An 11339-nucleotide genomic window follows, 5' to 3' on the forward strand; every position below is an offset into this window, starting at 1 on the left:
CGGTTCCGCACGCCCGGTCCGTACGTCCAGCCTAGATCCAGCCATCCGGTACCCGCCGACTGCCGGCGGAGGGAGCGCGAGAGCGACAATTGTGGTGAATGGCGAGCAGGTCGGTTCACGGAGTGCAGGTCGCGAGGTCCCTGCCCGGATGGACCGGATGCCGGGTCCTGCGGGAGACGACGATGAACGGCTCGGTCCGTATCGGACATGTTGTCGGGGTACCGCTGCGGATGCACTGGAGTGTGCCGCTGCTGGTGTTCCTGTTCGCGTACGCGCTCGGCCACCAGGTCCTCCCCCTCTCGCTCCCGGGCCGCTCGGACGCCGTGTACGCCCTCGCCGGTGTCGCGGGCGCCGCGCTGCTCATGGGCAGCCTCCTGCTCCACGAGGCGGCCCACGCCGCGACCGCCAGGAGGAAGAAGATCACGGTGCAGGACGTGACGCTGTGGGCGCTGGGCGGCGTGACACGGATGGGACGGCCGCAGACCGCCCCGTCCGCCCTCGCGGTCGCGGTCAGCGGGCCGCTCACCAGCCTGGTCATCGGCGGCGCCGCGCTCGGAGCGGGCATCGGGCTGGCCAGGCTGTCCGGCTGGGCGGTGCCCGCCGTCGTCCTGGTATGGCTCGGCTGGGCGAATCTGCTGCTGGGCGTGTTCAACCTGCTGCCCGCCGCGCCGCTCGACGGCGGACGCGTGATGCAGGCGGTGCTGTGGTGGCGCACCGGAGACCGGGAACGCGCCGATCTGGCGGCCTCCCGGGGCGGCCAGGTCATCGGCGTGCTGCTGGTGGCCCTGGGCTGGATCTCCGTACTGCGCGGTGCGCAGAGCGGGCTGTGGCTCGTCTTCGTCGGCCTGTTCATCATGCTCGGCGCCGCCTCGGAGCGACGGCGCTCCACTCTCCACACGGCGCTGCACGGAGTGCGGGTGGCCGATGCCATGTCCAGCCCGGTGGCCACCGGCGCCGACTGGCTGACCGCCCAGCGCTTCATCGACGAGGTGGCGGTGCACGCCCGCCATTCCGCTCTGCCGCTGCTCGACTTCGAAGGACGTCCCAGCGGAATCGTGCAGCTCCGCAGACTCGCCGCGCTACCGGGAGCTCGCCGGGAGACGCTGCGCGTACGCGAGGTCGCGACCCCGCTGTCCCAGTGCGCGGTCGCCGCTCCGGACGACCTGCTGAGCGAGGCCCTCGACAAGCTCAGCCTGCGAACCGGGGCACGCATCCTCGTCGTGGACACGGGGCACCTGGTGGGGATCGTCACCGGAAAGGACATCTCCCGCCTGATGCAACGGCACACCCTGGGCGGCGGCGGGACCGGCTGAACCCGAGCCGGGGGCTGCCTGCCCGGCTCCGGGCGCCCTCACGGGACAACTCCCGCCCCATACGGGACCACCTTTAAAGGAAGCCCAAGGGAGACGGCTCCCACCTCGCCGTCTCGGAGGATGCTCAGTCGAGACAGAACTCATTGCCCTCGATGTCCTGCATCACGATGCACGACTCATAGACGCCATCAGCACGCAGAAGTCGCACACGTACCGCGCCGAGCGCGACCAGTCGTACGCATTCGGCCTCAAGCGCGGCCAGGCGCTCTTCACCCACGAGTCCGGTGCCGACCCGCACGTCAAGATGCAGCCGATTCTTGACGACCTTGCCTTCGGGAACGCGCTGAAAAAACAGCCGCGGGCCCACACCTGACGGATCGATGCAGGCGAACGCTGACCCCTGACGCTCAGGAGGCAGCGAGCGATCGTAAGCGTCCCAAGTGGCAAACCCCTCCGGTGGCGGCGGCACGACGTACCCCAACACCTCGCACCAGAAACGAGCGACGCGCTCAGGTTCTGCGCAGTCGAAGGTGACTTGGAACTGCCTGATCGATGACATCGGCGCACCATAGCAGGGGGCTCTGTTGCTCATATCCCGGTGTGGACCGGCATGTTGTCGGGAGGACGGCCCCTGCTAACCGCTGCTGTGTCGTGCGGAGGGACGAATTGATGTCGATACCGCCAAAGGGTTGCCCGTTCCGGTCCAGACCGCGGCTGTGGCCCTCGCCGCGTTTCCGACGGCGGTCTGTCGATACGGGTCCGCACCCACCGGCCAGAACTAGATCACGTACCGCTCGATACCTTCGGCGTCTCCTCCGGCCTCCGTGACGCGCCGTACCTCCTCCCGGCCTGTGCAGCGCACCCTGACGTTCCACCGTCCGCCCTCGTCCGCCAGGTGCACCACTTCATCGGCGCGCCCCAGCGTCATGGCCCAGATCGCCAACTCCCCGCTCGTTGTCTCGATCTCGGCCCGCGCATCGCACTCCCAGCCCGTGGACGGATCCGGTGCCGGAGCCGCATCCCATACCTCGACCGAGACCTGCGCAGTGTGCGTATGGCCTGCGCTGAAGAGATCGATGCGCCGTTCGTGCCCGTTGAGGAACCGGTCCTGGACGAAACCGTCGGCGAAGGGGACGGGAACGGCGAAGTCGTCCGATTCCTGGAAACAGAATCCGTGGTGGGCTACGTCAACTTCCAGGCTCTGCTTGCTTATCAGTGCGGACATGCGCCCCCCTTGTTGCGGTCTCGGGAGCGTAATGCCAGAACGACACCAGCCGGTCTCCTGCACCGTTGCAAGGACGATTCGGCGCTCCTCGCCCCAGATAGCCAAGAGCCGTAAGGACGTAAGGACGTGCAGACAGGGGCGGTGCGTAGCCCGATCCGACGCGTCTGGACAACTCCCCGCTGGACAACCGCCCCACCCGACGACCCTGCCCCCACGCCTGTCCGCGCGGGCCTCTAGCATCATCTTGCGTTCTCCGGCGGGCGCTGACGCCCGCTTGCTTCGTCGTGTCCGCCGCCCAACGCCCTACACGACACGACGACGTCCACCGCATGGCGATGGAGTCGAGCATCGAGGAGAGGTACGTTCATGCGCGCCCGGAGCATCGCCGCGGCCACCGCAACAGCATTGGCGCTGGTGGCCGCCCGTGACCTTGTCCAGAAGAAGCACGCGTTGCTCCGGAACTTCCCGGTGATCGGGCACGCCCGGTACCTGTTGGAGACGATCGGGCCGGAGCTGCGGCAGTACATAGTGACCTCCAACGACGAGGAGCGCCCGTTCAGTCGGGACCAGCGCACCTGGATCTATGCGTCGGCGAAGGAGGAGAACAACTACTTCGGGTTCGGAACCGACAACGACGTTGAGCACATGCAGGGGCACGCGTACCTGAAGCAGCGCACGTTCGCCGGCACGCTGCCCGACATGCACGACCCGCAGGCTCCGCTGCCCTCGGCCAAGGTGCTGGGCGGGCCGCGCGGGCGCGCCAAGGCGTTCCGGCCGGCGAGCGTGGTGAACATCTCGGCGATGAGCTTCGGTTCGCTCTCCGGCGCGGCGATCACGGCGCTCAACAAGGGGGCGGCGCTGGCGGGCACGATGCAGAACACGGGAGAGGGCGGCCTCTCGCCGTACCACCGCAACGGCGGCGACCTCGTCCTTCAGATCGGTACGGCGTACTTCGGCTGCCGCAACGAGGATGGCAGCTTCAACATCGACAAGCTCAAGGATGTGGTCGCCGGCGCCCCGGTCAAGGCGATAGAGATCAAGCTCTCCCAGGGCGCCAAGCCTGGGCTGGGCGGAATGCTGCCGGCCGCGAAGGTGACCCCGGAGATCGCCGAGATCCGCGGCATCCCGCTCGGCAAGGACTGCGCCTCCCCGTCGCGGCACACCGCGTTCAGCGACGTCGACTCGATGCTCGACTTCGTCGAACTGCTCGCCACCGAGACCGGTCTGCCGGTCGGGGTCAAGAGCGCGGTGGGAGAGATGGGCTTCTGGCAGGAGCTGGCCACGCTGATGGCGCGTGGTGACCGTGGTGTCGACTTCGTGACCATCGACGGCGGCGAGGGCGGCACCGGAGCGGCACCGCTGATCTTCAGCGACTCGGTGTCGCTGCCCTTCCGGATGGGGTTCTCCCGGGTCTACGGCACCTTCGCCGAGCTGGGACTGACCGACGACCTGACCTTCATCGCCTCCGGCAAGCTCGGCCTGCCCGAGAACGCCGCGGTCGCCTTCGCTCTGGGCGCCGACATGATCAACGTGGCTCGTGAGGCGATGCTGTCGATCGGCTGCATCCAGTCGCAGAAGTGCCACACCGACAAGTGCCCCACCGGCATCGCCACCCAGAACCCGCGCCTGGCCCGCGGCCTCGACCCGACATCGAAGGCCACCCGGGCCGCTGTCTACCTGCGCACCCTGCGCAAGGAGCTGATCAAGGTCTCGGCAGCCGTCGGCGTCGCCCACCCGGCGCTCATCACAGCCACCGACATCGAGATCATGAACGGCGACTACGACGCCCGCACCCTGGCCGGCGTCTACGGCTACAAGGACGGCTGGGGCGAACTCGGCCCGCACCTCGCCGATGAGATCACTGCGCTGCTCGCCGCCAAGCCGACCACGCCGACCGCCGTGCAGAGGCCGACCGTCTGACGCACCGACAGCGTCAGGCACCGCGCTCACCGGCCTCGGCCTCCGCCGGCCGGTGAGCGTCAGGCGGCTTTCTCCGCCTCCGGTGCTTCGATTGATCGTCCCATCGACGGCGATCCTGTCCAGGACGAGGCCAACGATGCGGCCGTCGGCGACCAGGCGGCGGGGCGTGGGACCGAGGGGGCGGGGCGGGTTCGCCGGTGGAAGCGGCGGCTCAGCTCTCCTCGGCGTCGGGTAGGGCGAGTCGGGTCGTCACGTCGTCGGCGAAGCGGGCGAGTAGGCGGACGAGGTCGTCGTGGTCCTGTCGGGGCCAGTCGGCCAGGGCGTCGGTGAACCAGCCGAGCAGGAAGGCGAGACAGCGGTTGACGGCCTCGGTGCCGGCGTCGGTGGGTTCGATGAGGCGGGCCCGGGGGCGGCATCACCACGAACACCACGACGGCCGTCACCGGCACCGTCAGCCAGGTGATCCGCGCACCGCGCCCCCGAAGCGGAGTACGGACCGGCCGGCAGCGATCCGGTACGACGCGCTGCGACCCTTTTCAGACGGCGGCCCAGCCGTCGTCGACCGGGAGGATGGCGCCGTTGATGAACGCGGCTGCATCGGAGGCCAGGAAGACGAGAGCGGCAGCTTGTTCCTCTGCGCTGCCCAGTCTGCCGATGTTCGCGCCGATCAACTCGCCGATCACGGCCGGGCCCTGTGCCCCCGGGGCCGCACCGACCTGGATGTTGGTCGCTGTGGGGCCGGGGGCGATGGCGTTGGCGCGGATGCCCCGCTTGCGGTGCATGACGGCGAGGCTTTTGACGAGGCCGACGACGCCGTGTTTGGCGGCGGTGTAGGCGGCGCCGGCCGCGCCGCCCCGCAGGCCGGCCTCGGAAGCGGTGAAGAGGACCGAGCCGTGCCCGGCGGCGAGCATGTGCGGCAGAGCGGCACGTGTCAGCAGGAAGGGCGCGGTCAGATTGATCCGGATGACGCGCTCCCACTCGTCGTCACCGGTCTCGTCCAGGGCGGACATGCGGTCCATGATCCCGGCGTTGTTCACCAGGACGTCCAGCCCGCCGAAGGCCGCGACAGCCTGCTCGACGACTACGTCCACGACGTGCTGGTCGCTGAGGTCACCGATGACGGCGAGGGCGGTGCCCCCTGCCTCCTCGATCTCGCGTACGACCTTCTCGGCGCCTGCCCTGTTGAGGTCGGCGATCAGCACCTTGGCGCCCTCTTCCGCGAACCTCAGAGCCGTGGCCCGGCCGATACCCGACGCGGCCCCGGTGACGACGACACTGCGTTCTGCCAGACCGGTGGGGGTCATGGGCGATTCCCTTCCCTGGGGTTCGAGCGCTCCTGTACGCGCTCAGGTGACGTGGGTGCGGATGTGGGTGCGGAGCCCGGTTGAGCCGACTACGGGTGCTCCGGCCTCACACAAAGCCGACGTCCTCGCGCGACCGGCCGCCCTGGGCGGGCGCGGCGCCGGGCGTGGCCGCCCGCAGGGCCCGGGGCGACAGGCGCAGCACGGTGCCCTCTCCGTTCGCGGCGAGGAGAAGGGAACCGTCGGGGGCCGCACTGAGACCGGCGAACGGAAGCGGCACGCCGGGCATTCCGTGGGTGAAGAGCGCGGGTCGGGTGCGCGGGGCGGTCCCCGGCGGCCGTCCGACCGCCAGATTCTCGGCTTCGACGCTGCGGTCCCCGGTGGTGAGCGAGAGGGATCTCAGCCTCCGCGAGCCGGTCTCCACCGTGAACACTTCGTCGCCGATGATCACCAGTCCCTGCGGGGCATCGAGTCCGTCGGCGACGACGATCGCGTGCCCGTTGTCGATCCTGAGCACCGCCCCGAGGTGGTCGTCGCTCACGTAGCAGCGCCCCTCGGCGTCGAGTGCCACGTCGACGGGGTGGTCCAGCCCTTCGGCGAGCACGGTGAGAGCATCGCCCTCGTCGAGGGTGAGCACCCGCCCTGTGTCCGTCTCGGCGACGATGAGTCCGCCGTCCGCCCGCGCGCAGATGCCCATGGGCCGGCGCAGTCCGCTCGCGCGGACGCGGGTGGTCCCGAGTTCCGGATCGCAGGTGCGTACTTCGCCGTACTGCGAGGTGAGGTGCAGGAGGCCGTCCTTGGCGGTGATGCCGTGGGTGAACGGGCGGATGACGTGCGCGGGACCGTCGTCGGCCGCTGCCGCGGCACCGCGTTCCGGGTCGGCGATCCGGTAGTGGTCGGCCGCGTGCACCCTGCCCGCAAGGTCGACGGTCACTCCGAAGGGGCCGTCGAGTCCGCGGCTGACGATCTCCCGTGTCCGGCCGTCGGGATGGAGCTCGGTGATGCCGCCGCTGGCGTAGCTGGAGACGAACATGCGGTTCTCCGCGTCGAACGCCGCGTTGTCCAGCCCTGCGAGGCCGCTGGTGATCAGGGCCCTGGAGCCCGTTCCGTGCAGGTCGATACGGGTCACGATGCCGGCCTGGCCCCGGGACAGGACGAGCATGACGCCACCTTGGTCGAAGCGGACCGCGACCGGTTCGTGCACGTCCTCAGCGACCAGCTCGGGCGTGGTGCCGTCGGGCGGGATGCGCCAGACCTGACCGGTCACCATGTGCGGGTAGTACAGGTGGTTGTCGGGGCCGAGTTGCATCGCGTTGCCCAGGGCGAGTCCATCGGTGAGCACCCGTGAGCCGCCGCTGTCGGGGAAGAGTTCCAGCAGTCGGCCGTCCGGCTTCATCTCGTTGACGAAGAGCCGGTCGCCGACGCACGTGATGCCGTTCGGCAGTTCCACCTTGTCGGAGACGAGCGTCCAGGCGCCGAATGGGCTGCGGCGCCACACTCTCCCCGGTACGAGGTCGGCGATGTACATCGAGCCGTCAGCGCCGAAGGCGAGGTCGTCGGGCGACTGCACCGGACCGTCCATCGCCACCACCACCTCGGTCTCCCCGGTGGTGACATCCACGGCGCTGATCTGGCCGGCCAGGAACTGTGCCGCGTACAGCCGCCCGTCGGGTCCGAAGGCGATCCCGTTCGAGCCCCACATCGGGTTGGGCGCGAGGAGCCTTTGTACGTCCCAGCGGCCGTGTGAGACCGGATCGGGCACGGCCGCGCCGTATCGGCTGGGTCGGCCTGCCGCTGTCTCCCCCATCGTCAGGCCCGCCATCTTCAGGCCCTCTCCTTGCCCGCGTCGACGAGGACTTCGCGCACGCCGCCGTTGGCGCGCCATTCCCGCAGCAGGGAGTGGAAGGCGACGGGGCCGTCGGCGAAGGACTCGCCGCGTTGCCTGGGCATGCCCTCGTTGTTGTAGTAGCCGGGAGTGCACTCGGCGTGGAAGGTGTACACGTCCACGGCGTTCTCATGGATCCTCGCGACCCACGCGTTCTCGGCCTCCGCGGTCGGCTCGACGTACCGGGCGCCGCGCTTGCGTGCCTCGGCCACCACTTCGGCGACGTGGACGGCCTGTTCGTCGAGAACGTGAACGTAGTTGACGGCGCTGGCGTTCTGGAGCGGCCCGAGCTGGAAGAGATTGGGAAAGCCGTGGCTGTAGAAGCCGTGGAGCGTCCGGGGGCCGTTCTGCCACGCCTCGGTGAGGGTGATGCCCTCCCTGCCGTGTACGGGAAGGCGCCCGGAGGTGATGCCTGACCTGCCGACCTCGAAGCCGGTGCTGAAGATGATGCAGTCGACCTCGTAGGCGGTGCCGCCGACCACGACGGCGTTCCGGGTGATCTCCTCCACGCCGTGGCTGTCGGCGGTGTCGATCAGGGTGACGTTGGGCCTGTTGAAGGTCTGGAGATAGCTGTCGCTGAAGGTGGGCCGCTTGCACATGTAGCGGTACCAGGGCTTGAGCAGTTCGGCGACCTCCGGGTCATCGACGACGGCGTCGACCCGTGCGCGGATCTCCGTCATTTTCCGGAAGTCGGCGAATTCCTCGGCGCGTTCCCGCTCTTCGGGCGGCAGGTCCCGGTGGTTGCCGGTCGGGATCAGCTTCTGGTGCAGGCGGGCGCTGCTGGTCCAGCCGTCGTCGACGAGGTCCTGGTCCGCCGGGCCGCCGGTGACGAGGGAGAGGAAGTTGTCCCTGCGCCGCTGCTGCCAGCCCGGGGTGAGGGATGCGGCCCAGTCGGGGTCGGTGGGGCGGTTGCCGCGCACATCGACCGATGAGGGGGTGCGCTGGAAGACCAGCAACTGCTGTGCGTCGGCGCCGAGATGGGGTACGCACTGGATCGCCGTCGCTCCCGTCCCGATGAGCGCGACGCGTTTGTCGGCGAGCTTGTGCAGATTCCCGTCGGCACTACCGCCGGTGTAGGTGTAGTCCCAGCGGCTGGTGTGGAACGTGTGCCCTTCGAAGGTCTCGATCCCGGGGATGCCGGGGAGCTTCGCCTGACTCAGCGTGCCACTCGCCGTGACCACGTACCGCGCCCGTATCCGGTCGTCCCGGTCGGTGCTCACCAGCCACTCGAACTCGCTGTCGTCCCAGCGCAGTTCGGTGACCTGGGTCTGGAAGCAGGCGTCCCGGTAGAGGCCGAAGGTACGGGCGATCGCCTTCGCGTGCTGCCGGATCTCCTCGCCCGGTGCGTACTTCCACTTCGGGACGTAACCGACCTCTTCCAGCAGCGGCAGGTAGATGTGCGACTCGATGTCGCAGTGGATTCCGGGATAGCGGTTCCAGTACCAGGTGCCGCCGAAGTCCCCGCCCTTCTCGATCACCCGGATCGAGTCCACTCCGGCCTGCCGCAACCGCGCGCCGGCGAGCAGGCCGCCGAACCCGCCCCCGATCACGACGGCGTCGACCCGGTCGTGAAGCGGCTCGCGGGCGGGCAACGGCTCGGCGTACGGGTCTTCGTCGTAGTACGCGAACCGGCCGACGGGGCGCTGATACTGCCCGCTGCCCTCCGGCCGGATCCTGCGGTCCCGCTCGGCCCGGTAGCGCGCCCGCAGGGCGTCGGGGTCGAACGGGAGGTGCTGCGGGGCGTTGGAGTCGGAGGTGGCGGGTGTGCTGCGCGGGGCGGACATGGGCATCCACTTCCTTTTCGTGGCCGTGATGGGTACGGGCACCGGGTCGTTGGAGTAGCGGAGAGCCTCCGGGAGCGTGCTGCGGGGGCAGAGGCCGGCGGTCGAGCCGGCCGGGCGTACGGCTTGTCCGATATCCAGGGTTACGGGAACCGCTCAGCGGTTCGGGGCTCGGCCGCCGTCACGGTCGCTGCGACACAGCGGCGAGCCAGAGCCCCGCGATCGCATCGTTCAGACCGGTCGCGGTCTGCTGCCAGGAGGCCCGTGCGGTGGGGCCGCTCTCGGCGAGCGCGCGTTCCCTTTCGGCCACCACGAGCACCACCAGGTGCCGGGTCATGTCACCGCGTTCCATGCGCACTTCGAGCGGAAGGCCGGAGAGGCAGTTGTTGAGGCCCACGACTGCTCGGACCAGCGAAGGCGAGTGGAGTGACTCGTCCGTCATGATCTCCCGGTAGACGGGGTCGGTCCCGATCTGCGCGTAGAAGCGGCCGAACCAGGAGGGCACACCGAGCCCGGCGATGTGGTGTACGAAGGGGTCCACCATGCAGGCCACCCAGTCGCGCACGTCGGTGGAGCCGCTTGCCCGCTCCACCATCTCCGTGCGCATCTGCTCGATCCGCTCGTTGTGCTTGCGCACGATCGCCCTGATCAGTTCGCCCTTGGAGCCGAAGTGGTAGCCGACCGCGGTGTTGTTCCCCTGCCCTGCGGCCTCGCTGACCTGACGGTTGGAGACCGCCGCCACTCCGTGCTCGGCGAACAGCCGCTCCGCCGCGGAGAGAAGCTGCTCCCGCGTCGCGGAGATCCGGGCAGCCCTCGCCGTGGTGCCCGTCACCGCCACCACCGCACCGAGGTCTCGCGGTGACCGCCGCTCACGGGCAACTCCCCCGGCCTGGGCCCTCGGTGGGCACCCACTCATCTGTGTCACTCACTGCACGGCTTCCGTAGACGCGGCCCCCGACTTCGCTCAGTTAAGCGCTGCCCTGATATCCAGTCAAGCGACTGACTTAATTGTGGAGAGCGCGGACGCGACAGCCGCGCTCGATCCGCCGGGAGTCGGGCCGAGTTCCGTACGGTTCCGTCGAACGACCGCGCACCCCGCGGCCCGCACCCCTATTTGGCCAGGTAGCCGCCGTCGACCACATGGTCGCTGCCCGTCACGTACGAGGCGTCGTCGGACACCAGGAAGGCGATGAGGGCGGCAACTTCGGCCGGCTGGGCGGTGCGCTGCAGAGGGACGGAGGCGAGGAGACCGTCGGTGGATGAGGGAGGGAGTGCGGTGACCATCGGGGTGTCGACGATGCCGGGCGATACCGACAGGACGCGGATGCCGTGGTCGGCGTATTCGCGGGCCGCGGTGCGGGTGAGGGCGAGGACGCCCTGTTTGGCGGCGGCGTAGGGGCCGTGGCCGCGGAAGGCCGCATGCGCGGCGATGGAGGCGAGGTTGACGATGACGCCGCCTGTGGTGGCCATCGCCGGAAGCTGGCAGCGCATCGCGTGGTAGACGCCGTACAGGTTCACCCTCATCACGGTGTCGAAGTCGGCGAGCGGGAGTTCGGCCAGGGGGCTGAGGGGGCCGTTGAAGCCGGCGCTGTTGACCGCGATGTGCAGGCCGTCGCGCAGGGCGGCGGCTTCCTCGACGACGCGGGCGACGCTGTCCGGGTCGGTGACATCGGCCCGGCGGGCCAGGGCGGTGCCGCCGGACGCGGTGAGCTGCCGGGCCACCCGGGCCGCACCGTCCTCGTCGATGTCCGCGACCACCACCGCAGCGCCCTCCGCGGCCAGTCGCCGGGAACAGGCCGCGCCGATCCCGGAGGCACCGCCGGTCACCAGGGCCACGCGGTCCCGCAGCCGGCCGGGGTGCGCAGCCGGGTCGCCTGACGGCTGTGCGTGCGCTGGCATGTGCGGCTCCTTGGC

General features: G+C 69.7%; 9 protein-coding genes. 2 read left to right on the plus strand and 7 right to left on the minus strand.

The window, feature by feature from the left end:
• Positions 1–182 precede the first annotated feature (182 nt).
• Positions 183–1313, plus strand: coding sequence for a site-2 protease family protein (locus tag ACGFNI_RS19010; RefSeq protein WP_393685143.1), 1131 nt, complete (start codon positions 183–185; stop codon positions 1311–1313).
• A gap of 124 nt (positions 1314–1437) precedes the next feature.
• Here ACGFNI_RS19010 and ACGFNI_RS19015 read toward each other — a convergent pair whose 3' ends face one another.
• The gene (locus ACGFNI_RS19015) at positions 1438–1872 is read right to left on the minus strand and encodes a VOC family protein (protein WP_393685144.1); all 435 of its coding nucleotides are present in this window, start codon (positions 1870–1872) and stop codon (positions 1438–1440) included.
• 219 nt (positions 1873–2091) lie between these two features.
• Positions 2092–2538, minus strand: coding sequence for a hypothetical protein (locus ACGFNI_RS19020; protein ID WP_393685146.1), 447 nt, complete (start codon positions 2536–2538; stop codon positions 2092–2094).
• 366 nt (positions 2539–2904) lie between these two features.
• On the opposite strand from ACGFNI_RS19020, the gene ACGFNI_RS19025 reads away from it, so the two are divergent.
• The gene (locus ACGFNI_RS19025; protein WP_393685148.1) at positions 2905–4458 is read left to right on the plus strand and encodes an FMN-binding glutamate synthase family protein; all 1554 of its coding nucleotides are present in this window, start codon (positions 2905–2907) and stop codon (positions 4456–4458) included.
• 536 nt (positions 4459–4994) lie between these two features.
• Here ACGFNI_RS19025 and ACGFNI_RS19030 read toward each other — a convergent pair.
• The 5 genes from ACGFNI_RS19030 to ACGFNI_RS19050 all read right to left on the minus strand — a co-directional run bounded on the left by ACGFNI_RS19030 (position 4995) and on the right by ACGFNI_RS19050 (position 11324).
• On the minus strand, positions 4995–5762 hold the full coding sequence (locus tag ACGFNI_RS19030; RefSeq protein WP_393685149.1) for an SDR family NAD(P)-dependent oxidoreductase: 768 nt from the start codon (positions 5760–5762) through the stop codon (positions 4995–4997).
• Positions 5763–5868: 106 nt separating this feature from the next.
• Positions 5869–7581: a hypothetical protein gene (locus ACGFNI_RS19035; RefSeq protein ID WP_393685151.1), complete on the minus strand. Its 1713-nt coding sequence runs from the start codon at positions 7579–7581 to the stop codon at positions 5869–5871.
• 2 nt (positions 7582–7583) lie between these two features.
• Positions 7584–9428 carry a flavin-containing monooxygenase gene (locus tag ACGFNI_RS19040; RefSeq protein ID WP_393685153.1) on the minus strand — a complete coding sequence of 615 codons (1845 nt, stop codon included), beginning with the start codon at positions 9426–9428 and terminating at the stop codon, positions 7584–7586.
• A 178-nt stretch (positions 9429–9606) separates the two neighbouring features.
• The gene (locus tag ACGFNI_RS19045; protein WP_393685155.1) at positions 9607–10257 is read right to left on the minus strand and encodes a TetR/AcrR family transcriptional regulator; all 651 of its coding nucleotides are present in this window, start codon (positions 10255–10257) and stop codon (positions 9607–9609) included.
• Between the two features lie 278 nt (positions 10258–10535).
• Positions 10536–11324, minus strand: a complete 789-nt coding sequence (locus ACGFNI_RS19050; RefSeq protein WP_393685157.1) for an SDR family NAD(P)-dependent oxidoreductase — start codon at positions 11322–11324, stop codon at positions 10536–10538.
• Positions 11325–11339: the final 15 nt, after the last annotated feature.

Origin of the sequence: Streptomyces sp. NPDC048644 (genome assembly GCF_043199105.1) — a bacterium.
Lineage (GTDB): Bacteria > Actinomycetota > Actinomycetes > Streptomycetales > Streptomycetaceae > Streptomyces.

Excerpts from the sequence above, each read along its gene's own strand:
- ACGFNI_RS19025 (WP_393685148.1), top strand. The coding sequence starts at position 2,905 with ATGCGCGCCCGGAGCATCGCCGCGGCCACCGCAACAGCATTGGCGCTG.
- ACGFNI_RS19050 (WP_393685157.1), bottom strand. The coding sequence starts at position 11,324 with ATGCCAGCGCACGCACAGCCGTCAGGCGACCCGGCTGCGCACCCCGGC.
- ACGFNI_RS19030 (WP_393685149.1), bottom strand. The coding sequence starts at position 5,762 with ATGACCCCCACCGGTCTGGCAGAACGCAGTGTCGTCGTCACCGGGGCC.
- ACGFNI_RS19020 (WP_393685146.1), bottom strand. The coding sequence starts at position 2,538 with ATGTCCGCACTGATAAGCAAGCAGAGCCTGGAAGTTGACGTAGCCCAC.
- ACGFNI_RS19040 (WP_393685153.1), bottom strand. The coding sequence starts at position 9,428 with ATGTCCGCCCCGCGCAGCACACCCGCCACCTCCGACTCCAACGCCCCG.
- ACGFNI_RS19015 (WP_393685144.1), bottom strand. The coding sequence starts at position 1,872 with ATGTCATCGATCAGGCAGTTCCAAGTCACCTTCGACTGCGCAGAACCT.
- ACGFNI_RS19010 (WP_393685143.1), top strand. The coding sequence starts at position 183 with ATGAACGGCTCGGTCCGTATCGGACATGTTGTCGGGGTACCGCTGCGG.
- ACGFNI_RS19035 (WP_393685151.1), bottom strand. The coding sequence starts at position 7,581 with ATGGCGGGCCTGACGATGGGGGAGACAGCGGCAGGCCGACCCAGCCGA.